General features: G+C 69.1%; 22 protein-coding genes. 11 read left to right on the top strand and 11 right to left on the bottom strand.

Annotated elements, in window-relative coordinates; translation table 11 throughout:
• Positions 1-11 precede the first annotated feature (11 nt).
• The 3 genes from HPO96_RS30480 to HPO96_RS30490 all read right to left on the bottom strand — a co-directional run bounded on the left by HPO96_RS30480 (position 12) and on the right by HPO96_RS30490 (position 2,758).
• A complete protein-coding gene (locus tag HPO96_RS30480) occupies positions 12-818 on the bottom strand; it encodes a CAP domain-containing protein (RefSeq protein ID WP_171677840.1) in 807 nt (268 codons plus the stop codon).
• Between the two features lie 71 nt (positions 819-889).
• Complete coding sequence (locus tag HPO96_RS30485) at positions 890-1,549, bottom strand: GNAT family N-acetyltransferase (RefSeq protein ID WP_171677841.1); 660 nt, start codon at positions 1,547-1,549, stop codon at positions 890-892.
• A 78-nt stretch (positions 1,550-1,627) separates the two neighbouring features.
• A complete protein-coding gene (locus HPO96_RS30490; RefSeq protein WP_171677842.1) occupies positions 1,628-2,758 on the bottom strand; it encodes a GNAT family N-acetyltransferase in 1,131 nt (376 codons plus the stop codon).
• A gap of 79 nt (positions 2,759-2,837) precedes the next feature.
• Here HPO96_RS30490 and HPO96_RS30495 point away from each other — a divergent pair, with 79 nt between their 5' ends.
• Both HPO96_RS30495 and HPO96_RS30500 read left to right on the top strand, forming a co-directional pair.
• On the top strand, positions 2,838-3,650 hold the full coding sequence (locus HPO96_RS30495; protein ID WP_171677843.1) for a DeoR family transcriptional regulator: 813 nt from the start codon (positions 2,838-2,840) through the stop codon (positions 3,648-3,650).
• Positions 3,647-4,852 carry an MFS transporter gene (locus HPO96_RS30500; protein ID WP_337796872.1) on the top strand — a complete coding sequence of 402 codons (1,206 nt, stop codon included), beginning with the start codon at positions 3,647-3,649 and terminating at the stop codon, positions 4,850-4,852. The genes HPO96_RS30495 and HPO96_RS30500 overlap by 4 nt, the downstream gene beginning before the upstream one ends.
• Here HPO96_RS30500 and HPO96_RS30505 read toward each other — a convergent pair.
• From HPO96_RS30505 to galT, 3 genes are all read right to left on the bottom strand, one after another.
• Positions 4,836-5,648, bottom strand: a complete 813-nt coding sequence (locus tag HPO96_RS30505) for a M23 family metallopeptidase (RefSeq protein ID WP_238355686.1) — start codon at positions 5,646-5,648, stop codon at positions 4,836-4,838. The two genes, HPO96_RS30500 and HPO96_RS30505, sit on opposite strands and share 17 nt — an antisense overlap.
• A 162-nt stretch (positions 5,649-5,810) precedes the next feature.
• On the bottom strand, positions 5,811-6,938 hold the full coding sequence (galK, locus tag HPO96_RS30510) for a galactokinase (protein ID WP_171677845.1): 1,128 nt from the start codon (positions 6,936-6,938) through the stop codon (positions 5,811-5,813).
• Positions 6,935-7,981, bottom strand: coding sequence for a galactose-1-phosphate uridylyltransferase (gene galT, locus HPO96_RS30515; RefSeq protein ID WP_337796873.1), 1,047 nt, complete (start codon positions 7,979-7,981; stop codon positions 6,935-6,937). The genes galK and galT overlap by 4 nt, the downstream gene beginning before the upstream one ends.
• A gap of 132 nt (positions 7,982-8,113) precedes the next feature.
• Between galT and HPO96_RS30520 the strand changes: the two genes are divergently transcribed.
• Entirely contained in the window at positions 8,114-9,451 is a 1,338-nt protein-coding gene (locus HPO96_RS30520) for a hemolysin family protein (RefSeq protein WP_171677847.1), read from the top strand.
• Here the strand turns inward: HPO96_RS30520 and HPO96_RS30525 are convergent.
• From HPO96_RS30525 to HPO96_RS30540, 4 genes are all read right to left on the bottom strand, one after another.
• Positions 9,384-10,655 carry an MFS transporter gene (locus HPO96_RS30525; protein WP_171677848.1) on the bottom strand — a complete coding sequence of 424 codons (1,272 nt, stop codon included), beginning with the start codon at positions 10,653-10,655 and terminating at the stop codon, positions 9,384-9,386. The genes HPO96_RS30520 and HPO96_RS30525 overlap by 68 nt on opposite strands.
• 2 nt (positions 10,656-10,657) lie before the next feature.
• Positions 10,658-11,239, bottom strand: coding sequence for an ArsR/SmtB family transcription factor (locus tag HPO96_RS30530; RefSeq protein ID WP_171677849.1), 582 nt, complete (start codon positions 11,237-11,239; stop codon positions 10,658-10,660).
• 54 nt (positions 11,240-11,293) lie between these two features.
• On the bottom strand, positions 11,294-12,136 hold the full coding sequence (locus HPO96_RS30535) for an alpha/beta fold hydrolase (RefSeq protein ID WP_171677850.1): 843 nt from the start codon (positions 12,134-12,136) through the stop codon (positions 11,294-11,296).
• A gap of 78 nt (positions 12,137-12,214) precedes the next feature.
• Positions 12,215-13,252: an N-acetylglucosamine kinase gene (locus tag HPO96_RS30540; protein WP_171677851.1), complete on the bottom strand. Its 1,038-nt coding sequence runs from the start codon at positions 13,250-13,252 to the stop codon at positions 12,215-12,217.
• A 208-nt stretch (positions 13,253-13,460) separates the two neighbouring features.
• Between HPO96_RS30540 and HPO96_RS30545 the strand changes: the two genes are divergently transcribed.
• The 6 genes from HPO96_RS30545 to HPO96_RS30570 are packed head-to-tail and all read left to right on the top strand — an operon-like array spanning position 13,461 to position 19,952.
• Positions 13,461-14,249 carry a sugar isomerase domain-containing protein gene (locus HPO96_RS30545; RefSeq protein ID WP_171677852.1) on the top strand — a complete coding sequence of 263 codons (789 nt, stop codon included), beginning with the start codon at positions 13,461-13,463 and terminating at the stop codon, positions 14,247-14,249.
• Positions 14,250-14,271: 22 nt separating this feature from the next.
• Positions 14,272-15,690 carry an N-acetylglucosamine/diacetylchitobiose ABC transporter substrate-binding protein gene (gene ngcE / locus HPO96_RS30550; RefSeq protein ID WP_171677853.1) on the top strand — a complete coding sequence of 473 codons (1,419 nt, stop codon included), beginning with the start codon at positions 14,272-14,274 and terminating at the stop codon, positions 15,688-15,690.
• Positions 15,687-16,694 carry a carbohydrate ABC transporter permease gene (locus tag HPO96_RS30555; RefSeq protein ID WP_337796874.1) on the top strand — a complete coding sequence of 336 codons (1,008 nt, stop codon included), beginning with the start codon at positions 15,687-15,689 and terminating at the stop codon, positions 16,692-16,694. Before ngcE (HPO96_RS30550) ends, HPO96_RS30555 begins: the two co-directional genes overlap by 4 nt.
• A complete protein-coding gene (locus HPO96_RS30560) occupies positions 16,691-17,557 on the top strand; it encodes a carbohydrate ABC transporter permease (protein WP_171677854.1) in 867 nt (288 codons plus the stop codon). Before HPO96_RS30555 ends, HPO96_RS30560 begins: the two co-directional genes overlap by 4 nt.
• A 9-nt stretch (positions 17,558-17,566) precedes the next feature.
• Positions 17,567-18,865 carry an N-acetylglucosamine/diacetylchitobiose ABC transporter substrate-binding protein gene (ngcE, locus tag HPO96_RS30565; protein WP_171677855.1) on the top strand — a complete coding sequence of 433 codons (1,299 nt, stop codon included), beginning with the start codon at positions 17,567-17,569 and terminating at the stop codon, positions 18,863-18,865.
• A 49-nt stretch (positions 18,866-18,914) separates the two neighbouring features.
• Positions 18,915-19,952, top strand: coding sequence for an iron-siderophore ABC transporter substrate-binding protein (locus tag HPO96_RS30570; protein ID WP_171677856.1), 1,038 nt, complete (start codon positions 18,915-18,917; stop codon positions 19,950-19,952).
• Here HPO96_RS30570 and HPO96_RS30575 read toward each other — a convergent pair.
• Positions 19,949-20,494 carry an alpha/beta hydrolase family protein gene (locus tag HPO96_RS30575; protein WP_202886627.1) on the bottom strand — a complete coding sequence of 182 codons (546 nt, stop codon included), beginning with the start codon at positions 20,492-20,494 and terminating at the stop codon, positions 19,949-19,951. The genes HPO96_RS30570 and HPO96_RS30575 overlap by 4 nt on opposite strands.
• A gap of 70 nt (positions 20,495-20,564) precedes the next feature.
• Here HPO96_RS30575 and trpS point away from each other — a divergent pair, with 70 nt between their 5' ends.
• On the top strand, positions 20,565-21,614 hold the full coding sequence (gene trpS / locus HPO96_RS30580; protein ID WP_171677857.1) for a tryptophan--tRNA ligase: 1,050 nt from the start codon (positions 20,565-20,567) through the stop codon (positions 21,612-21,614).
• Positions 21,611-22,123 carry a 2'-5' RNA ligase family protein gene (locus HPO96_RS30585; protein ID WP_171677858.1) on the top strand — a complete coding sequence of 171 codons (513 nt, stop codon included), beginning with the start codon at positions 21,611-21,613 and terminating at the stop codon, positions 22,121-22,123. Before trpS ends, HPO96_RS30585 begins: the two co-directional genes overlap by 4 nt.
• Positions 22,124-22,134 lie beyond the last annotated feature (11 nt).

Raw genomic sequence — 22,134 nt, forward strand, 5'->3', positions numbered from 1 at the left:
GAAGGTTCGGCTCAACCGCCGAAGTTCTGCACCCAGGATCCCTTACCCCATTCGGGTTTCACCTGTCCGGAGCTGTAACCGACACCGAGCATCGTGTAGTCGCAGTTGAGGATGTTGGCCCGGTGCCCGGGGCTGTTCATCCAGCCTTTCACGACCGCCGCCGGGCTGGTGTAACCGACCGCGATGTTCTCGGCCATCGCGCCGCCCTTGAACCCCGCGGCCTTCATCCGGTCGAACGGCGACCGCCCGTCCAGACTGTCGTGCGCGAAGTAGTGCTTGAGCACCATGTCGACCGCGTGCCCCTCGGCCGACCTGGTCAGCGCGCTGTTCGCCCGCAGCGGTCCGCAGCCCTTCTTGGCCCGCTCGGCATTGGTCAGCGACAGCACCTGCGCCTCCGGCGCCCCCGACCCGCTGCTCGGCTTCGGCTCCGGCTTCGGGGTCGCGGTGTGACTCGGCTTCGGCGTGGGCTTCGGCTTCGGCGACCGGGTGCCTTCGCGGCTCGCCGTCGTCTTCGCGCGCGTCGGCGTCGCGGACGGCGTCTTGCTCGCGGTCCGGGTCGGCGTCGGAGTGGCCGTCGTCCGCCGCGGCGTCGCCGACGGGCTCGTCGGCGGGACAGGCGTCGGTGTCGTCGGAGCGATCGACGCGTCGTCGGTCGCGGTCGGCATCGTCAACGGATCGGATTGCCCGGTGACCTTCTGACCCCCGTCGAGGTCGCGCAGGACGAACCACCCGATCCCGGTGAGCAGGACCAGCGCGGACAGGGCGGCAAGCAGGGGACCGGCGACGGCGCGGCCTCGGGACCCCTCACGGTTCGTCATGGTGAGCAGCCTTGCCCACCAGCCACTGAGCTGACTCCACCAACCGGAGTCCCTTAACGCACGTCTGATAGTTAAGGACGTGCGGAAACTACGTCCGCGATCACCTTCCAGCCCAGGCTGCGGTACAGCCGGAGGCCGTCGATCGAGGCGATCAGGATGCCGCGTTTCGCCCCCTGGGCCGCGGCCGTCTCGACGAGTGAGGCCATCACCGCGCTGCCGAGCCCGCGCCGGCGGTGCGCCGGGTCGGTCTCGATCCGATCGGCGACCGCGTCCTCACCGACGACCGCCATCCGGCCGCTGGACACGACGCCGCCGTGCAGCGTGGCGCGGGTGATGATCAGATCGGACTCGAGCTCGGTGTGCAGCGCGTAGCGCTCGTGCAGTTTCAGCGCCGGCTGCTCGGACAGCTGGATCGTCATCAGCCAGTCCTGCTCCGGCTGCACCTCGAGGCCGAGGTCCTCGAGCTGGTCGATCCGGGCTTCCTTGTCGTCGGTCGCCAGCGTGATCCAGCCCGCGCCGCGCTCGTTGCCCGCGGCCCGGGCGAGCTCGGCGGCCCGCTCGACACGCTCGGGTTTGTCGTCGGCGTCCAGGACGACGTACTCCATGGCGCGGTTGTCCTCACCCGCGCGGACGGTCAGGATGCCGTCGTTGTCGTCCTCCACGGTGGTCCAGCCCCTCGAAACCGACCACCCGGCCTGCCAGCGGCGGACGAGCTCCTCACGATCTCTCACCTGTCGATTCAACCAGCCGAATGCCGAGACGGCGAGGGGAACGGTGTCGCCTGACACCAACTCGCCGTCTCGATGTGGTCACGGACGCGGATCGGTCACCAGCAGATCGAACATCACCGAGTCGTCGCGCGGACGGTCCCGGGTGGGCCCCTCGGCCCGGGCGATCCCGATCCGGTGCATGCCGTTGGCCTCGGCGACGCGCACCGATGCGGTGTTCTCGACGGCGGCCAGCAACAGCAGCCGGCTCCGGCCGAGGCCGCCCGCGTCGATCGGCGTGAAAGCGTGGTCGACGAGCAGCCGGACGGCGTTCGTCATCACCTTCCGGCCGCGGCCGGCCGGGTGCATCCAGTACCCGATCTCACCGTGCCCTTTGTTCAGCCGGTTGTTCAGGTCGTAGAGGCTGACACACCCGAGCAGCTCGTCGGTGACCGGATCGGCGATCGCGAAGCTGACGCCTTCCCCGGACGCCGCGTTCTCCAGGCGGCCCTCGATGAACCCCTTCGCGTCGTCCAGGGTGTACGGCGCGGGCAGCCCGGCCAGCCAGTACTGCGTTCGCTCGTCGTTACAGGCCTCCTGGACCCGCTGCGCGTCCGTCGGCCGGAAGGCGCGCAGCTTGAACGTGCCGCCGTCGAGCTCCGGGACGGCCCACCAGTTGCCCTGGGGCGCCATCTCCTCGTCGCGGGCCAGCGTGGCGACCCAGTCGTCGTACCGGACGCCGCGGGCCAGGCCCTCACCCGGTACGACGACCAGCCCGCGGAAGCCCAGCTTCCAGGCGACCCGCCGCGAGGCCCAGTTGCCGACGTAGGCGCGCCAGATCACCCGCTGCCAGCCGAGCTCGTCGAACGCGTACCGGATCGCGAGCCGCGCGGCCCGGGTCATCACCCCGCGGCCGCGCACCCAGGGCGCGACCGAGAAGCCGACCTCCCCGACGCCGCCCTCGCCGCCGTGCAGGCTGACCGAACCGCTGAACCGGCCGTCCACCTCGATCGCGAGGGCGCGTTCGCCGTGCTCGGCGCGCCACCCGTTCGGCACCAGCTCACTGAGGAAGAACTCCGCGTCGGAGCGCTGGTACGGCACCGGGATGACGGTCCAGCGCTGCATCGCCGGGTCCTGACAGAGCAGGTACAGGTCGTCGAGATCATCGGCGCGGTGCGCGCGGAGCCGGACCAGGTCGTCGGCCAGTTGCGGCACGTCTTCGGGGAATCGCATGTTCCAGGGTGACAAGCCGTCCCCGCCCGGGCAACGGCATTTCCCTGACAGCATCACGATCTCCGTTTAGTCTTGACCCGTGAATCAGACCGGAGGCGAGCCGCCACGCGGCCGGGGTGGACAGCTGGCCGCCCAGCGGCAGGCCACGATCGTTGCCGAGGTCAACAGTCGGGGCGCGATCACGGTGGCCGAGCTGGTCGACCGGTTCGGCGTGTCGGACATGACGATCCGCCGCGATCTGGACGCGCTGGACTCCAGCGGCCTGTTGCACAAGGTGCACGGCGGGGCGACGTCGGTCGGGCTGCGCAGCGCGCACGAGCCCGGGTTCGACGCCAAGCTGACCCAGGAGTCGGGCGCCAAACAGGCGATCGCCGCCGAGGCCGCGCACCGGGTGCAACCCGATTCCGCGATCGGGATCGGCGCCGGGACGACGACGTACGCGCTGGCCCGCCAGCTCCTCCGGGTGGAGAACCTGACCGTCGTGACGAACTCGGCCCGGATCGCCGACGTCTTCCACGGCAACGCCCGCTCGGACCGGACGGTCGTGCTGATCGGCGGGATCCGGACGCCGTCCGACGCGCTGGTCGGCCCGATCGCGACCGCCGCGCTCGGCTCACTGCATCTCGACCTGCTCTTCCTCGGCGCGCACGGAGTCGACGCCGAGCACGGTCTGAGCACGCCGAACCTGATGGAGGCCGAGACCAACCGGTCGTTCATCGCGGCCAGCCGCGAGGTCGTCGTGGTCGCCGACCACACCAAGTGGGGCACGGTCGGGCTGAGCACCTTCGCCACCTGGGCCGACCTGGACGTGATCATCACCGACGACGGCCTGTCCACCCCGGCCCGCAAGGCGATGCGTGACACCGGTTGTGAGCTAGTAATAGCTTCGTGAAGTCCGAACGGCTCGGCCGGCCCTATTGGGTGCTGTGGGTCGCGGGGGCGGTGTCGTTCCTCGGGGACGGGATCATGTTCGGCGCGCTGCCGCTGCTGGCCGCGTCGATGAGCCGCGACCCGCGGATCGTCTCGCTGTCCGAGGCGGTCGCGGGCCTGGGCTGGCTGCTGCTCGGGCTGGTCTCCGGCGTCCTGGTCGACCGCTGGCGCCGGACGTCGACGATGTGGATCGTCGATGCGATTCGCGCGGTGGTGGCCGGCGCGTTCGCGGCCGCTGTGCTGCTCGGCCACGAGAGCATCCCGCTACTGCTGATCACCGGCTTCCTGCTCGGCATGCTCGCGCCGTTCTTCGACAACGCGTCGTCCGCGATCATCCCCGACCTGGTCCGTCCGGCCGCGCTCGAACGCGCCAACGGCTACAACCAGGCCGCGCTGCTCCTGCTGTCCAATCTGCTCGGCCCGCCGTTCGGCGCGGTCCTGTTCGTCCTGCACAAAGGCTTGCCGATCCTGGTCGACGCGATCTCGTTCGCGCTCGCCGCCATCCTGGTCTTCGCCGTACGCCGAGCCGCGCCCGCCCGCGAGCCGTCGCCGGATCGCCACCTCGGCCGCGAGCTGCACGCGGGCCTGTCCTTCCTGTGGCGGCACAAACTGCTGCGCTCGATGTGCCTGCTGCTGATGGTCTCGAACGCGGTCGGCTCCGGCATCATCGCTATCCTCGTGCTCTACGTCCTGGAGGCACTGCACCTGCCTGAGGCCTGGTTCGGCTGGCTGGTCGCGATCTACGCCGTCGGCGGGATCGCCGGGGCCGCGCTGGCGCCGGCCCTGGCCCGCCGCTTCTCGACGTCGGCGAACCTGATCGTCTCGATGCTCGTGCTGGCGTTGTCGACCGTCGTCTTCGGTCTGTTCGGCACGCTGGCCGCGATCATCCCCGGCGCGATCCTGATGGGATTCGGCGGCACCTGGTGGAACGTCGTCTCGATCACCCTGCGGCAGCGGATCGTCCCGGCCGAGCTGCTCGGCCGGGTCACCGCCGTCTACCGGATGGTCGCGTTCTGCGCCGCGCCGCTGGGCGCGGTCGGCGCGGGTTTCCTTGCCCACCGCACCGACCTGCGCACGCCGTACCTGGTGATGGGCGTGATCCTGTTCCTGGCGACGCTGGCCTACGCGCCGCTGATCCGGCGGGAGCTCAGGACTTCGCCTTGACCGTGTAGGTCTTGCCGAACAGCTTGTGCGCCTGTTTGAGCCCGATGTTGCCATCGGCCCCGATACTGCCGGGCGCGCAACCGTCCTTCTGGATCTGCCACTTGGTGGCCTCGTTCTTGGTGTCGATGTCGTAGTTGCCGCTCAGCTTGAGGTTCCGGCCGTCTTTCAGCTTGATCCCGTTCAGCACGAACTGCAGCCGTTTCACGCTGTCGGAGTTCGACGTCCCGAACCGGAGCTTGTCGACGAAGACGAGCCCGGAGGCGAGTACCGTGGCCGCCGCCATCAGCCGCTGCGGCGCGCCCGCGCTGAAGACCAGCGACGGCGGGAAGATGCAGATCTCGTTGGACGCCGTGCCGTCACCGGGCACGCCTTCCTTCGAGCCGATCCCCTTCAGGTAGTCGTACCGGCCGGCCCGGTCGCGGTGTCCCCACATCGCGGCCAGGTGCAGGTGCGGGCCGGTCGCGTTTCCCGAGCTGCCCGAGTCGCCGAGCTTCTGCCCGGCCTTGACCTTCTGCCCCTTCTGCACGTCGATCCCCGGCGACAGGTGCTGATACAGCACCGACGCCTTCCGGCCGGCGTGCGTGATCCCCAGCAACACCCAGTTGGACGGCGCCCCGGTGACCTGTTTCGGTTTGTTCGTCACGCCGTCGTTGCAGTCCAGCACGACGCCGTCCGCGACCGCGAAGACCGGCGTACCGGTCACCACGGGATAGTCGAACGCGGCGTGCAAACCGCCTTTGGAATAACGCCATCTGGTGCCGACCGTCAGTTTTCCGGCAGGCAAAGGCTGGGCCATCGCCCCCACCCCATTCCCCCTTGGAGGGTGCGTCTGGTGATTCCCCGCCTACTGCGGGGCGCTCGGCACACCCTAGTCCTTCCCCTTAAGGGGAAAGTACGCCGGGAGACGGCGCTTGCCCAGGCCTCGGAACGGCCTTCGCCCGAACGGGCAGGCGATCAATCAGTTGATTCTCGACGCTCCGTTCGAGGGGGTTGCAGCGAGTGCCGTCGGGGCCGTGAAACCCTGCTCCGCAAAGGCTTTCTCGATCGCGCCCAGGACGGCGCCGGCATCGGCGGTCGGGACCAGCGCGATGATGCAGCCGCCGAATCCGCCGCCGGTCATCCGGGCGCCGATCGCGCCCGCGGCGAGCGCGGTGTCGACCGCGACGTCGAGCTCAGGCACGGTGACCTCGAAATCGTCGCGCAGCGAGACGTGCGAGGCGGTGAACAGCGGGCCGACGTCGCGCAGCCGACCGGCCTTCATCAGCGCGATGGCGTCCTCGGTCCGCTTGATCTCGGTCACCACGTGCCGGACGCGCCGCCGGTCCACCTCGTCGTCGAGTCGCGTCAGCGCGGCGTCCAGATCGTCGTACGCGATCGACCGCAACGCCGGGACGCCGAGCTGCGCCGCGGCGTGTTCGCAGCTCTTCCGACGGGCGGCGTACTCGCCGTCGGCATGCCGGTGCGGGGCCTTCACATCGACGACGAGCAGCGTCAGGCCATCAGCCTCGGGGTCGAACGGGATCTGGTCGAGTGAACCCGAGCGGATATCGAAGGCGAGCGCATGCCCGGCCGTACAGCACATGGACGCCGTCTGGTCCATCAGGCCGACCGGGGCGCCGACGTACTGGTTCTCGGCGCGCTGCGCGAGTTTGGCGACCTCGGCCGGTTCGACCTCGACGTCGATCAGCCCGAGCAGCGCGATCTGCGTCGCACAGAGCAGCGCCGCGGACGACGACAACCCGGCGCCGGACGGGAGGTCGGACTCGAAGAGCAGGTTCGCGCCGCCGATCGGGTAGCCGGCCTCGCGCAGCACCCAGGCCGCGCCGGCCGGGTACGCCGCCCAGTCGTCGACCGAGCGCGGCGCCAGCTCGTCGATCGCGAACTCGATCACCCGCTGGTGCCCGGCCGAGGAGACCGCGACGCGGCCGTCAGCGCGTTTCGAGGCGGTGACGACGATCTGGTTCGGCAGAGCGATCGGCAGGACGACGCCGTCGTTGTAGTCGGTGTGCTCACCGATCAGGTTGACCCGGCCGGGCGCGCGCCAGCTGCCGTCGGGCGCGGTACCGAAAACGTCCTCGAAGCTCACGAGCCCACCTTCCGCAGGGTCTCGGCCACGTCCTCCGGCCGGGTGTCGCTGATGAAGGCGCCCATCCCGGACTCCGAGCCGGCCAGGTACTTGATCTTGTCGGCCGCGCGGCGGATGGAGAGCACTTCCAGGTGAAGGTAGCCCAGCTCGCGGTCGATCCGGACCGGGGCCTGGTGCCAGGCGGCGATATAGGGGAGCGGATCGCCGTACAGGCTGTCGAAGCGGTCCAGGACGTCGAGGTAGAGCTGCGCGAAGTCGTCGCGCTCGCCGATCGACAGCTCGTCGATCCCGGCCACCTGGCGGTGCGGGTACAGGTGCACCTCGACCGGCCAGCGGGCCGCCTCGGGCACGAACGCCGTCCAGTTGCCGTTCTGGGCGACGACGCGGGCGCCGTCCTTGCGCTCGGCGGCCAGGACGTCGGCGAACAGGTTGCTGCCGGCAACCTGCTGGTGGGCGCGGGCCCGGTCCAGCAGCGTCCGCATCCGCGGCGGGACGAACGGGTAGGCGTAGATCTGGCCGTGCGGGTGGCTGAGCGTGACGCCGATCTCGCGGCCGCGGTTCTCGAACGGGAACACGTACTCGACGTCGTCGCGGGCGCCGAGGTCGGCGTTCCGGTCCGCCCAGGTGTCGACGACCAGGCGGGCCTGGCCCTGGGAGAGCTGGGTGAACGAGCCGTTGTGATCGCTGGTGAAGCAGACCACCTCGGTCCGGCCCGGGCCGGCGAACGACGGGAACCGGTTTTCGAAGACGGCGACGTTGTAGTCGTGGTCCGGGATCTCGGTCGCGTTCCCCGGCTTGCTCGCGCAGAGCGGGCACTGGTCGGCCGGCGGCAGGTACGTCCGGGTGTTGCGGTGCGTCGCGTAGGTGATCACGTCGCCGGTCAGCGGGTCGGTGCGCAGCTCGACCTGCGGCTGCGGCGCGGGCAGGCCGCGGGTGTCCGCGAGCGGGACGCGGGCGGGAGTGTCGGCCGGGTCGTAGTAGAAGAGCTCCCGGCCGTCGGACAGCCGGGTATCCGTTCGGCGCGCGCCACGCGGTGTGTTCACGCTAATCATCGTAAACCAACAAACTCGAACATGCATCGTGAGACGTGCCACCGGTACTCTTGACGGATGGACGACTACGCCCTACGCCCGCCCTCTCGCCCAAGACCGAGAGGGCTCTAGGAACTCCCAGCCATGAACGACACCCTGCTCAATATCGTCTTGATCCTGGTTTTCGTGCTGATCGGCGGCGTCTTCGCCGCGGCCGAGATGGCCCTGGTCTCGCTGCGCGAGTCGCAGCTGAAGGCCCTGTCACAGCGTGGCCGCCGCGGCGCGATCGTGGCGAAGGTGGCCGCGAACCCGAACCGCTTCCTGTCCGCCGTGCAGATCGGCGTGACGCTGATGGGCTTCCTGTCCGCGGCCTTCGGCGGCGCGACCCTGGCCGACGCGCTGTCCCCGCACCTGCAGGAGCTCGGGCTCCCGCAGGGCGTGGCCGACACGGTCGCGCTGGTGCTGATCACCGTGCTGATCTCGTACGTCTCGATCGTGCTCGGCGAGCTCGCGGCCAAGCGGCTCGCGCTGCAGCGGGCCGAGACGTTCGCGCTCGGCCTGGCCCCGCTGGTGGACCGGATCGCGTCGGTCGCCCGCCCGGTGATCTGGCTGCTCTCGAAGTCCACCGACCTGGTCGTCCGCGCCCTCGGCGGCGACCCGAACGCGAACCGTGAGGTGATGTCGGACGAGGAGCTGCGCGATGTCATCTCCGCGCACGAGTCGCTCGGCGAGGAGGAGCGCCGGATCGTGGACGACGTCTTCGAGGCCGGTAGCCGCCAGCTCCGCGAGCTGATGCTGCCGCGGACGGAGGTCGACTTCGTCGACGCCGAGATGCCGGCGTACAAGGCGGTCAAGTTCGCCTCCGACCGGCCGCACTCGCGCTACCCGGTGATGAACGGCTCGGCCGACGACATCGTCGGCTTCGTCCACGTCCGGGATCTGTTCGACCCGGCGGTCGCCTCCCGCTCGGTCCGGGTCGGCGACCTGGCCCGCGAGGTGCTGATGCTGCCGGACACCGCGAAACTGCTGCCGACGCTGACCGAGATGCGCCGCCGCAGCACCCATCTCGCGATCGTCCTCGACGAGTACGGCGGCACGGCCGGCATCGTCACCCTGGAGGACCTGGTCGAGGAGCTGATCGGCGACATCCGCGACGAGTACGACGAGGAGTCCGCCGAGACGACCCGCTTCCGCAGCGGTGACATGGAGGTCGACGGCCTGCTCAACCTCGACGACTTCGCCGACGAGACCGGCCTCGAACTGCCCGACGGCCCGTACGAGACCGTCGGCGGCTTCCTCGCCGCGCAGCTCGGCCGGGTGCCCGCCGTCGGCGACGAGGCCCGCGTCGACCACCACACCCTCACGGTGAAGGAGATGGACGGCCGCCGGGTCGCCCGGGTCCGCGTCCACCGGGTCAGACCGGAGACGGAAGACCAGCAGCCGGATCTGCCGCTCGAGTCTCCAGCAGCCGTCGCCGACTGAGGATCACGACGCCGCCGCCGACGTACCCGAGGCCCTGGAAGATCAGCAGCGGGATGATCCCGACCACCTCACCGAGCAGCCCGGCGGCGGCGATCCCGATCAGCACGGTCAGGCCTTTGGCGGCCAGTACGGCGCCGAAGACCCGGCCGCGGGTGCCGTCGGTGGTGAGCCGCTGCAGCACCGTCATCATCCCGGCGACGGCGAACGCGCCCGGCAGCCCGACCGCGATCATGCAGACGAACGCGGGCGCCAAACTGTCCCAGACCAGGGGATAGCAGAACAGCACCAGGTCGATCACCCCGAAGAGCAGGGCGCCGACACCCCACATAGTTGCCGCCCGCAACCGAGTGCCCAGACTCGCGGCGACCAGCCCGCCGACGATTCCGCCCACTGCCTGCGCCGAGACGATCAGTCCGTACGCCTTCCCGTCACCGCCGAGCTCGGTCGAGACGAACGGCGCGAACAACGTGCTCATCACGCCCTCGCCCAACCCGGTCACCAGGCAGAACACGAAGAGCAGCCGCATCGCCGACCCACCAACACACAACCGAAGCCCCTCGATCCACTCAGTCCGCAGTCTGCGGACCGCGCTTCCGGCGGCCTCCGTCAGCTCGCGAACCCTGGTGGTGCGATGCCGGACGGCACTCAGCAGTGTTGCGGCGATCAGAAGTGCAGCCGCATCGGCGACGGCCAGCAGCGGCAGCCCGCCGACAGCTGCCAGGAGCCCGCCGACGGCGGCTCCGACGAGACGCGCGACGTCGCGGATCTGGCTGTTGAGAGCGTTCGCGGTGATCAGCTGTTCGCTGGGCACGAGCAGAGGGATGACCGACTGCTCGGCAGGCTGGAAGAACTGCTGTAGACAGGCTTGGGCGAGGACGACGGCGTACACGATCCAGAGCACGCTCGCGTCGCGAACGAACAGCAGCGGCAGCAGGACGGCGGCGTTCAGCAGGTTCGCGACGATCATCGTGCGGCGCTGGTCCCAGCGGTCGACGAAGACGCCGGCGAGTGAGCCGAGCAGGACGGTCGGCGCGAACGACGCGAGCAGCAGCCCGCCGGAGGCGAGCGTCGACCCGGTCAGGACGTAGACCTGGAAGGCGAGACCGGTCCGCAACAGCCAGTCGCCGGTGAGCGAGATCAGACCGGCGCTCAGCACCAACCGGTAGTCGCGCTGCCGCGCGAGGACGCCCCACAAGTCCTTCATCGCTACTCCTCCGGTGAGACGGTGACGATCTGGGTGATCGAGATGTGCCTGCTGCCCGGCGGCCGGGTCGTCTTGTCGTCGATCGGCCGCTCGGCGACGTACCGCTTGATCAGTGCGTCGATCTGCTCGGTCAGCTCGGCGAACTCGGCGCCGGTCAGATAGATGCCGCTCTGCCCGATCCCCGCGTGGTCACGCCAGACCGGCTCCTCGTCGAGCCGCTGCTGCTGCCAGCGCGCGAGGGACTCCAGCGCCCGCTCGGCCAGCAGTTGTTCGAGGACGTCGGCGGCCGCGGCGCCCTCCGGCGTCCGAGCCGCGTCTCGCCAGGACTGCGACGTCGACACCAACCGCCAGGGACGCTCCCGGTTGTCCTTCCCGGGCGCGGGCTCGACGAACTGGTACTTCGCCAACTGCCGCAGGTGATGCGATGCCAGCGCTTGGCTGATCCCGAGCCGCCGGGCCGCGTCCGCCGCCGTCAGCGGCCCTTCCTGGCCGAGCAGCGCCTGCAGGTCGAGCCGCACCGGATGCGCCATCGCCCGGATCGCCAACGGGTCGTCGAGGAAGCGGGTCCGCTTTTCCAAGGACATACTTGGAATATGCGCCGAGCCGCCACCCGATGTCAAGCTGTTGCTTGGAATAGCTCAGAAGGTGTGGTCGCGGAGCCACTCCAGGGCGGGTTCGGCCTGGTTGAGGATCGAGATGTGGGTTTCGTGGGGGTGCAGGTCGAGGGTGGCCGAAGGGAGGTGGGCGGCCAGCCAGCGGGCGTGCGTGCTGGGGATGATGCGGTCGGCTTCGCCGTGGCAGAGCAGGGTGGGTGCTTGGATGGCGGTGAGGTCGCAGCCCCACGGGCGGACGTAGGCGCAGTCGTCGTCGATCAGGCCGTCGGGGCCGGCGGGCATCGACTGATCGCCGGCGACCGAGCCGAGCCAGCTCCAGGGGCCGTCGAACATGGCCAGGTCGGTCGGGGTGAACTCGAGGTCGTACTCGGGACCGAAGGTCTCGTGGTGGAGTTTGGCCGCGCGGCCCGCGGCGGCGGCGCGGAGCGAGATCCGGCCGGAGGCGAGCATGCCGTCGTACCAGTCGAGCCCGGCGGCGTCGTACGGCGCGATCGCGGCGAAGGTGGCGACCGCCTCGACCCGCTCGGGGAGCAGGGCGGCCGCGCCGAGGGCAAAGGTGCCGCCGCCGGAGTAGCCCATCAGTGCGAAGGTGTCGATCCCGGCAGCGTCGACGACCGCGGCCAGGTCCGCCGCGACGGCGGCGACACCGCGCCCCGGGGCGGCGGTCGAGCCGCCGTACCCCGGCCGGTCGAACGAGATCCAGCGGATGCCGAGCCAGTCGCCCGCCTCGAACAGCGGGACCGGTGGCGCGCCGAGGTTCGGCGTCCCGTGGCACCAGACGACGGCCAGCCGGGCGTCGTCACATGGCGCGCTGTCATACGTGCGCAGGACGCGCCCGTCCGGCAGCCGTAGGTCGGTCTCGAACATGCTGCTCACCTTAAGAAGAGGAATCTGCCCTGGTGAGCGATACGTCGGAGCCGTCCCTTTCGGCTCGACAGGCCGGCCCTAACTGACCAGCCGGGTGTGGTTACTCCGGGTAGCCAGCGTCGGGTCGAGGACGCCGAGGGCCAGCCAGGTGGCGCCGCTGACGCCGTCCCGGGCGGTCAGGATTTCCCCGTCGAACCGCTGGTGAAAGGTCTCCCTCAGCAACAGGCCGACCGGAGATTGTTCACCGGCGACACTGCCGGCCAGCACCAAGGGGGTGTTGTCCTTCGTTGTCCGGATCCTTCCGACCGTTGCTGTGAGCAATTCGGCTGCGCGTTTCACCAGGGCCTGCGCGGTCTGGTCGCCCTGCCCGTACGCCGACACCACCGTGCGGGCCAACTCGGCCAGGAGCACCGGTGGCCGCCGGTTCACCTCGCGAATCAGCTCGTCACGCACGATGTCGTACCCCTCACGGCGTGCAATCACGGCCGGATCGTGGTCCGGCAGCAGTTGTTGCAGGACGGCGTCCTGGAGCAGGCCGAGCGGCTCGCCCAGATCGAACGCGAGCAGCAAACTGCGCACTGCCTCCCGGCCGAGCCAGAAACCCGAGCCGTCATCGCCCAGTAACCATCCGTGACCATCAGCGGTCCGGACCAGTTTGCGGTCCCGGACCAGGCCGGCCGCGCATCCCGTGCCCGCAATCAGCACTGTTCCGTCCGCTTCCGGCGTACCGGATGCGAAAGCGACCTCGATATCGCCGATGAACTCCGGTTCGACGGTCAGTCCGGCGCCGTACCAGGCCGCGTCGAACTGGGCCCGGACGTCCGGTCGGGCCAGCGCCGAGCCGCCGGCCGCGCCGATCACGGCGGCCTTCACGGCGGCCGGATCGACCCCCTCCGCGGCGGCCCGCAGAGCCTGGCCGAAGTTGGCCGCGGCGCTCGCCGGGTGGCTGATCGGATTTCCCCCGGCAGCGGCCCCCCGGCCGACTACGTTGCCCTCATGGTCCGCGATCACGATCCGGGTGGAGGTGCCGCCGAGATCGCCGCCCAGGACCAGCGAGCCGGCGGGCTTCAAGACCAATGTGTCCACAGGTTCCGGCAGCGGGCGTTCTACCGACATACGCAATGCTCCAAACTGCTCAAAAGAGGCCTTTATGGACATCAGCGGACAAGGTCACACAACGGTCCCGATCTGGGGGCCGGAGTGAGATGAGCCTTGACTTTAGCTGCCACTTGAGAAAAGTTCTGTCCAGCAAACCGCAAACTTGCGCAGTTGTCGGCATGAAGAGTGTCGCAGCGAACACATTATTTGAGGGGTGGGGCCGATAATGGCCAGCAGTGACCAGAGCGGACCGGGGGAGAGCACGGCGGTGAGCGCGCAGAGTTTTGTTCACGCGCTGACCCCGATCCTGGCTGCCGTCACCGAGCAGATCGACGGCCCGATCCAGCAGGCGGCGGACCTCTTCGTCACCTCCCTGCGCGCGAACGGCGTCATCCAGGCCTTCGGCTCCGGGCACTCCGAGGCCCTCGCGATGGAGATCGCGGGGCGGGCCGGCGGCCTGATCGCGAGTAACCGGATCGCGCTGCGCGACCTGGTCCTGCTCGGCGGTGAGCCGGTCGAGCTGCTGCACAGCGCCGAGCTCGAGCGCGACCCGTCGTACTCCCGCAAGCTCTACGAGCTGTCCGCCGCGCGCGACGGCGATCTGTTCGTGATCGCGTCCAACTCCGGTGTGAACGGCTCGATCGTCGAGCTCGCGAAGGTGGTCAAGGAGCGCGGTCACGCGCTGATCGCGATCACCTCGCTGCAGCACACCGCGGGCGTCGACTCCCGGCACCCGTCCGGGAAGAAGCTGATCGACTACGCCGACGTCGTCCTCGACAACCACGCGCCCTACGGCGACTCCGTACTGGACCTGCCGGGCGGCGGCAAGGTCTGCGCCGTGTCCTCCATCACGGCAGCGCTGATTGCGCAGATGCTGGTCGCGGAAGTGCTCCGCCGGTTGACCGACGCGGGCGAGACCCCGCCGGTCTACCTGTCCGCGAACATCCCGGGCGGCGACGAGCACAACCACGCCCTTGAAGCCCAGTACGCCGGCCGGATCCGGCGTACTGCCTGAAACACACTCGGAAGGCGGGACCATGACCACTCCCAACCCCCTGTCGCGGCGGCTGTTCCTGCAGCGCGCGGCGGTCGGCACCCTGCTCGCCACCGGCGGCAGCACGCTGCTGGCGGCCTGTGCCGGTAGCGGCAGCAACGACAGCGGTAACAGCGGCGGTGGCGCCGACAAGACCGCGGACAACCCGTTCGGGCTGGCGGAGAAGGCGACCGTCGAGGCGATCATCTTCAACGGCGGCTACGGCTACGACTACGTGACCTTCGCGGCCGACATCGCGCAGAAGAAGTGGGCCGGCTCGACGTTCAAGGTCGACCCGTCGACCCAGATCGCCCAGCAGCTGCAGCCGCGCTTCGTCGGCGGCAACCCGCCGGACCTGATCGACAACTCCGGCGCCAACCAGATCGGCTTCAACACGATCCTGGACCAGCTGTCGACGCTGGACGACGTCTTCGAGGCCAACAACTACGAGGGCACCAAGATCGCCGACACCCTGTACCCGGGTGCGAAGGTGCCGGGCACCTTCGACGGCAAGTTCGTCGCGATGAACTACGTCCTCACCCTGTACGGCATCTGGTACTCCGACAGCCTGTTCAAGGAGAACGGCTGGGAGCCGCCGAAGACGTACGAGGGTCTGCTCGAGCTGGGCGCCAAGGCGAAGGCCAAGGGCAAGTACCTGTTCGTCTGGGGCAAGGAAGCCGCCACCTACTACCACACGATGGCCGTCGACGGCGCCATCAAGGAGGGTGGCGACGAGGTCCGGCTGGCGCTGGAGAACCTCAAGGAGAACTGCTGGTCGATGCCGCAGTTCCAGGGCATCTTCAAGGCCCTGGAGACCATGGTCAAGAACGGGTACTTCGTACCCGGTGGCGCCGGTACCCAGTTCACCGCCGCCCAGGCCAAGTGGAGCAACGACCAGCAGGCGCTGCTCTACCCGTCGGGTTCCTGGATCGAGAACGAGATGAAGAAGGCCACCAAGGCCGGCTTCGACATGAAGGGCGTTCCGGAGCCGACGCTGACCGACGCGCCGAAGCTGCCGTACGAGTCGCTGCGCAGCGCGGCCGGCGAGCCGTTCATCATCCCGGCCAAGGGCAAGAACGTTGCCGGCGGCAAGGAGCTGCTCCGGGCCATGCTGTCCAAGGAGGCGGCGACCAACTTCGCCAAGACCCGGCTCGCGCCGACCATCGTCAAGGGCCTGGTTCCGGCCGACGGCTTCGGCTCGACCGCGCTGCAGTCGCAGACCGCGATGCTGGACGCGGCCGGCACGAACATCTTCGACTACCAGGTCTTCGGCCTCTACGGCATGAACACCGACCAGCTCGTGGTCTGGAACTCGTTCCTGTCCGGTCAGCTGGACGCCGCGGGCCTGACCAAGGGCCTGCAGGAGATCACCGACAAGGTGCGTAACGACAGCTCCGTCAAGAAGATCCCGGTCACCAAGTGACCACAACGCACGAGGCCGTGCCGGGTGAGGGTCCGCAGCAGCGGACCGTCACCCGGCGTCGCCGGCCGTTGACCTTCGATCGCGTCAGCTTCATGGTCGTGTTCCTCGGCCTGCCGCTGACGGTCTTCGTGATCTTCGTCGCCTCGCCGTTCGTGCAGGCGCTGTACTACTCGCTGACCGACTGGTCCGGGTTCAGCTCGGGGATGAACTTCGTCGGCCTCGACAACTACGTGAAGCTGTTCAACGACGACATCTTCCTCAAGGCCGTCCGCAACAACGTGCTGCTGGCGATCGTGGTCCCGATCGTCACGATCGTGTTGTCGCTGACGCTGGCGACCCTGGTCACCATCGGCGGCTCGGGCACCGGGACCGTCCGCGGTCTGAAGAACGCGGGGTTCTACCGGATCATCTCGTTCTTCCCGTACGTGATCCCGGCGATCGTGATCGGTCTGATCTGGGCGCAGGTGTTCACGCCGACCTCCGGCATCCTGGACGCCGTCCTGAACCAGATCGGCCTGACCGGGTTCAAGGACTTCGCCTGGCTCGGTGACGCGCGGACCGCGATGCCGGCCTCGATGTTCGTGATGATCTGGGGCGCCGTCGGCTTCTACATGGTGCTGTTCATCGCCGCCATCCGGGGGATCGACCCCGAGGTGTTCGAGGCGGCCCGGATCGACGGCGCCGGCCGGTTCCGGACCGCGACCCGGATCACCGTGCCGCTGATCCGCGACAACGTGCAGACGGCGTACATCTATCTCGGGATCGCCGCCCTCGACGCGTTCGTCTACATGCAGGCGCTGAACCCCGGCGGCGGTCCGCAGAACTCGACCCTGGTGATGCCGCAGCAGCTGTTCACCACGGCCTTCAGCAAAGGACAGTTCGGGTACTCGACGGCGATGGGCGTGGTCCTCGCCGCCGTCACGATGCTGTTCGCGCTCATCGTCTTCACGGTGAACGCCCTGACCGGCGGACGTGACCCGCGGAAAGCAAAGGTACGCCGATGACGACACTCGCCGCCGGCTCCCCGTCGCGGGGGAGCAAAGAAGGCCGCGGCGTGGCGACGATCGCCCACATCGCGCTGATCATCTGGTCGCTGCTGGTCATCCTGCCGCTACTGTGGACGCTGCTCTCCTCGTTCAAGTCGACGCAGGAGGTGCTCGGCAACCCGCTGTCGCTGCCGGGCAAGCTGCATTTCGAGAACTACGCCAACGCCTGGACGACGGCCGGGATCGGCCGGTACTTCCTGAACACGGTGATCGTCGTCGGCACCGCGCTGGTGCTGGTGATGGTGCTCGGCGCCATGTGCGCGTACGTGCTGGCCAGGTTCACGTTCCCCGGCAACCGGCTGATCTACTACTCGATGCTGGCCGGTCTGACCTTCCCGGTCTTCCTGGCGATCGTGCCGCTGTTCTTCGTCCTGAAGAACCTGTCGCTGCTGAACACGCTGCCCGGGTTGATCATGACCTACGTCGCCTTCGCGCTGCCGTTCACGGTCTTCTTCCTGCACAGCTTCTTCAAGGCGCTGCCCGGGGAGATCTACGAGGCCGCGCAGATCGACGGCGCCGGTGAGTGGCGCTCGTTCTTCTCGGTGATGTTGCCGATGGCCAAGCCCGGAATGGCGTCGGTCGCGATCTTCAACTTCCTCGGGTTGTGGAACCAGTTCCTGCTGCCGGTCGCGCTGAACACCGACTCGGACAACTACGTGCTCTCCCAGGGCATGGCGTCGTTCGCGTCGCAGGCCGGTTACGCGGTGGACTTCGGCGCGTTGTTCGCGGCCGTGATCATCACCGTGGCCCCGGTGCTGGTGGTTTACATCATCTTCCAGCGTCAGCTGCAGGTCTCGGTCACCCAGGGCGGCGTGAAGTAGCCTGCCGGGGTGCTGAAACGGCGAACAGTTCTGCAAGGAGCGCTCGCCGGCGCCGTTCTGAGCGGATGCTCGACGGGTACGCCGGTGGGCGCTCCTTCTGTTGATCCGGGCACGTTGCCGCTGGAGGTGGCGGCCGGTGCCGACTACGGCGGTTTCGCCGCTTCGGCGTACCGGAAGAAGTATCCGAACGCGGTGCTGAAGCCGGTCGTCGTGAGCCAGTTGCGGGACGGCGTGCTGCCGCGATTCCAGGCCGGGTCGCCGCCGGACGTCGTACTGAACGCCGGCGCCAAGCCGCTGGATGTCGGGCGGCTGGTTGCCCAGGGACAGGTGGCGGATCTGTCCTCGTTGCTGGAGCTGCGGGACGGGCTGTTGCCGGGGATGCTGGAGACCGGCCGGTACGACGGCGTCCAGCGGACGGTCAATTACGTCGTGAACGTCTACGGGCTCTGGTATTCCGCCGCGCTCTTCCAGCGGTTCGGCTGGGACGTGCCGCGAACCTGGCCGGAGTTGCTTGCCTTGGGCACCAAAATGAAGGCGGCCGGGCTCGGGTCGGTGGTGCATCCCGGCGCGAACCCGTACTACATGCTGGAGCTGGTGCTCACGCTGGCGGCGAAGACCGGCGGTCACGAGGTGCTGAAGCGGATCGACAACCTCGAGGACGGCGCCTGGCAGGACACGAGCGTCACCCGGGCGATCGCGGCCGTCGCCGAGCTGGTCAAGCGCGGGCTGCTCGCGCCGGGGAGCGCGAAGTACGACCATCTGGCCGCGCAGAAACGCTTCCTGGCCGGGAAGGCGGGGGTGCTGCCGTGCGGGAACTGGCTCGAGAACGAGATGAAGCCGCTGATCCCGGAGAACTTCGCGCTGACGATGTTCGGCGTCCCGCCGCTGGACGGATCGGCCGCGCTGCCGCGGGGGTTGCATGTCGCCACGACCGCGCCGTACCTGGTGGCGGAGCAGGCGAAGAACAAGGCAGGTGGGCTGGAGTACCTGCGGGCCGCGTTGTCGAAGGAGGTCGCCGCGCAGGTGACCGCGGAGGCCAATCTGCTCACGATCGTCCGCGGCGCGGCCGACGGGCTGGAGCTGAGTACGGCGTTGCGGTCGGCGCGTGATCTGCTCACGGTCGCGGGCGATCAGTCCGTCGGCTGGTACTTCGACAGCTGGTATCCGACGTTCGCGGCGACGGCCGCCGGGATCACCGGGCAGCTGCTGGCCGGCGGGGTGTCGGCGTCCGATTGGATGCTGCGCATCCAGGCCGCGGCGGATGCCTTGAAGCAGGACTCTGGTGTAACGAAATATCACCGAGAGTGAATAGGTTAGCTTAGGGTTTCCTAACGTACTTACTTCCTGTGAGGTCCCGATGCGCAAGTTCTTGCGCCCTGTGGTGCTGCTCGTCGTCCCGTTGCTCGCGCTGACCGCCGCCTGCGGCAGCGGTTCGGCCAAGGAAAGCCCGGCCGCGGCGTCGGCGCAGGGCGGTGTCGAGGACGGCGCGTTCCCCGTCACGATCAAGAACAAGTGGGGCGACGCCGTCATCAAGGAGGCCCCGAAGCGGGTCGTCGTGGTCGGGCTGATCGAGCAGGACGCGCTGCTCGCGCTCGGCGTCGCACCGGTCGGGACGACGGAGTGGTTCGGCGACAAGCCGGGCGCGCTGTTCCCGTGGGCGAAGGAGAAGCTCGGCGACGCGCCGCTGCCGACGGTGCTGTCGGACAAGGACGGCATCCAGTTCGAGAAGGTCGCGGGGCTGGCGCCGGATCTGATCATCGGGCTGTACTCGTCGATCACCGCGGCGGACTACAAGAAGCTCGAGGCGATCGCGCCGACCGTCGCCCAGCCTGCCGACGGCAGCGCCGACTACAGCGTCACCTGGCAGACCGCGACCAAGACCGTCGGCCAGGCGGTCGGCAAGCCGAAGGCCGCCGCCGAGCTGGTCGCCGGCATCGAGAAGCAGTTCGCCGAGACCCGCGCCGCGCACCCGGAGTTCCAGGGCAAGACCGGCCTGATGGCGTCGCCGTGGGAGGGCTACTTCCTCTACGGCCGCCAGGACCCGCGCTCCAAGGTCCTCGCCGACCTCGGCTTCACCCTGCCGCCGGAGATGGACAAGATCGTCGGCGACAAGTTCGGCGCGAACCTGAGCGCCGAGCGGATCGCCGTCGTCGACCAGCAGGTCCTGGTCTGGTTCCCGCCCAAGGACGGCACCGCCAAACTCAAGGCCGACCCCCTGCTGAAGAACCTCAAGGCCCGCGCCGAAGGCCGCGAGATCTTCATCGAGGAGAACTACGACGACGAGTTCTACGGCGCCACCAGCTTCGTCTCCGTCCTCAGCCTCCCCACCGTCCTCAAACACCTCGTCCCCAAACTGACCGCCGCCCTCGACGGCAACCCCACGACGACGGCCTAACGCCACACCACCTCGTCCAGAAAATCCTCCACCGCCGTAGCCACCCGCCCCAACACGGCCGCCGACGCCGCCAGCCGGCCCGGGACATACATCCCGTGGCCGGCCCCCGGCACCTCCAACACATAAGGCGTCAACTCCCGCGCCACCCCCGAGTCCCAAGCCGCATCCGCCGTCCCACCCACCAACAAGAACGGCGCCCGCGCCCCCCGCAACCCCTCCACCACCCACTCACTCGTCAAAATCGGACTCAACCAAACCCCCGCCACCCCCCACTCCGCCACCACCGAACTCGCATAACCCCCCAAAGACCGCCCAATCACCAGCACTTCCCCGGATGCGGCCTCCAGAGCACGTTCGACCTGGTGGCAGACCCAGGGGCCGCGTTCTGGTTCGGTGAGGGTGAGGGGGATGTCGGGGTCGGCCCACCAGATGCGGTGGATGTGGGCGCCGCGGTGTTCGGCGGCGTCGGCGGCGTACATGGGGAGTGGGGCGGTCGGGCCGTTCTGGCCGCCGGGGACGACGATCGCGGTGCGGGCAGGCATAACGTGGACTGTATGACCTTGGGGGTGACCCGGTGTGGGGGAGGACCGGGACGCTGGCAGAATCGGGGGTATGTCCCTCGCTGCGTCTGACCCCTCCGCAGCCGGAACCGAGCGGCGCCCGCGGGTGCTGTCCGGGATCCAGCCGACGGCGGACTCGTTTCACTTCGGCAACTACCTCGGCGCGGTGCGGCAGTGGGTGGCCCTGCAGGACGACCATGAGGCGTTCTACTGCGTGGTCGACCTGCACGCGATCACGGTGGAGTACGAGCCGAAGAAGCTCCGCGAGCGGACGCGGCGTTCGGTCGCCCAGCTGCTGGCCGCCGGTATCGACCCGGAGCGGTCGACGCTGTTCGTCCAGTCGCATGTCCCGGAGCACGCGCAGCTGGGTTGGGTGCTCGGCTGCCTGACCGGTTTCGGCGAGGCCAGCCGGATGACGCAGTTCAAGGACAAGTCCGCCAAGGGCGGCGCGGACCGCGCGACGGTCGGCCTGTTCACGTACCCGATCCTGCAGGCCGCCGACATCCTCATCTACCAGGCCGACCGCGTCCCCGTCGGCGAGGACCAGCGCCAGCACCTGGAGCTGACCCGCGACCTCGCGGGCCGCTTCAACCACCGGTTCGGCAAGACCTTCCGGCTGCCCGAGCCGTACATCGTCAAGGAGACCGCGAAGATCTCCGACCTGCAGGACCCGACCGCCAAGATGAGCAAGTCCAGCTCGTCGCCGGCCGGCATCATCGACCTGCTCGACGACCCGAAGGTGAGCGCGAAGAAGATCCGCTCCGCGGTCACCGACTCCGGCCGGGACGTGATCTTCGACCCGGAGAACAAGGCCGGCGTCGCCAACCTGCTGACCATCTACTCGGCCCTGACCGGCCGCAAGATCAGCGAGCTCGAGGACGAGTACGCCGGTCGCGGCTACGGCGACTTCAAGAAGGACCTGGCCGAGATCGTGGTCGAGTTCGTCACGCCGTTCCGTGAGAAGACCCTCGGCTACCTCGATGACAAGGCCCAGCTGGACGCGATCATGGCCGCCGGCGCCGAGCGGGCCCGCGCGGTCACCGAGCGGACGCTGACCCGCGTCTACGACAAGCTCGGGTTCGTCCCGGGCAGCCCCCGATGACGACGATCGGCGTCGCGATCCCGATCGCGGAACCGTACGGCTCCGAGCTGCAGAAGTACCGGGCCGAGTTCGGCGACCCGATGGCCGCCTCGATCCCGACCCACGTCACGCTGCTGCCGCCGACCGAGATCCCGGACGGCGACCTGGCCGCGATCGACGAGCACCTGCTCGCGGTCGCCGCGCGGTTCCCGCGGTTCCGGATCCGGCTCCGCGGGACGGCGACCTTCCGGCCGATCTCGCCGGTGGTCTTCGTGCCGCTGGCCGAGGGCATCTCGTCGTGCGAGGTCCTGCAGTCGCAGGTCCGATCCGGTCCGCTGCAGGTCGACCTGCGGTTCCCGTACCACCCGCACGTCACGGTCGCCCACGACCTGGAGAAGTCCGCGCTCGACCGCGCGTACGACACGCTCTCGGAGTACGACTGCGCGTTCGACGTCGACGCGTTCAGCCGGTACGAGCACGGCGCGGACGGCGTGTGGCGGCCGCAACGCTCGTTCCCCCTGGCAGGCTGAGCTTCCTGCTT

Origin of the sequence: Kribbella sandramycini (assembly GCF_013131805.1) — a bacterium.
Lineage (GTDB): Bacteria > Actinomycetota > Actinomycetes > Propionibacteriales > Kribbellaceae > Kribbella > Kribbella sandramycini.

Coding starts and splice junctions, on each gene's coding strand:
- HPO96_RS30480 (WP_171677840.1), bottom strand. CDS start 818: ATGACGAACCGTGAGGGGTCCCGAGGCCGCGCCGTCGCCGGTCCCCTG.
- HPO96_RS30490 (WP_171677842.1), bottom strand. CDS start 2,758: ATGCGATTCCCCGAAGACGTGCCGCAACTGGCCGACGACCTGGTCCGG.
- HPO96_RS30505 (WP_238355686.1), bottom strand. CDS start 5,648: ATGGCCCAGCCTTTGCCTGCCGGAAAACTGACGGTCGGCACCAGATGG.
- HPO96_RS30520 (WP_171677847.1), top strand. CDS start 8,114: ATGAACGACACCCTGCTCAATATCGTCTTGATCCTGGTTTTCGTGCTG.
- HPO96_RS30525 (WP_171677848.1), bottom strand. CDS start 10,655: ATGAAGGACTTGTGGGGCGTCCTCGCGCGGCAGCGCGACTACCGGTTG.
- HPO96_RS30530 (WP_171677849.1), bottom strand. CDS start 11,239: ATGTCCTTGGAAAAGCGGACCCGCTTCCTCGACGACCCGTTGGCGATC.
- HPO96_RS30535 (WP_171677850.1), bottom strand. CDS start 12,136: ATGTTCGAGACCGACCTACGGCTGCCGGACGGGCGCGTCCTGCGCACG.
- HPO96_RS30540 (WP_171677851.1), bottom strand. CDS start 13,252: ATGTCGGTAGAACGCCCGCTGCCGGAACCTGTGGACACATTGGTCTTG.
- HPO96_RS30545 (WP_171677852.1), top strand. CDS start 13,461: ATGGCCAGCAGTGACCAGAGCGGACCGGGGGAGAGCACGGCGGTGAGC.
- ngcE (WP_171677853.1), top strand. CDS start 14,272: ATGACCACTCCCAACCCCCTGTCGCGGCGGCTGTTCCTGCAGCGCGCG.
- HPO96_RS30560 (WP_171677854.1), top strand. CDS start 16,691: ATGACGACACTCGCCGCCGGCTCCCCGTCGCGGGGGAGCAAAGAAGGC.
- HPO96_RS30570 (WP_171677856.1), top strand. CDS start 18,915: ATGCGCAAGTTCTTGCGCCCTGTGGTGCTGCTCGTCGTCCCGTTGCTC.
- HPO96_RS30575 (WP_202886627.1), bottom strand. CDS start 20,494: ATGCCTGCCCGCACCGCGATCGTCGTCCCCGGCGGCCAGAACGGCCCG.
- trpS (WP_171677857.1), top strand. CDS start 20,565: ATGTCCCTCGCTGCGTCTGACCCCTCCGCAGCCGGAACCGAGCGGCGC.
- HPO96_RS30585 (WP_171677858.1), top strand. CDS start 21,611: ATGACGACGATCGGCGTCGCGATCCCGATCGCGGAACCGTACGGCTCC.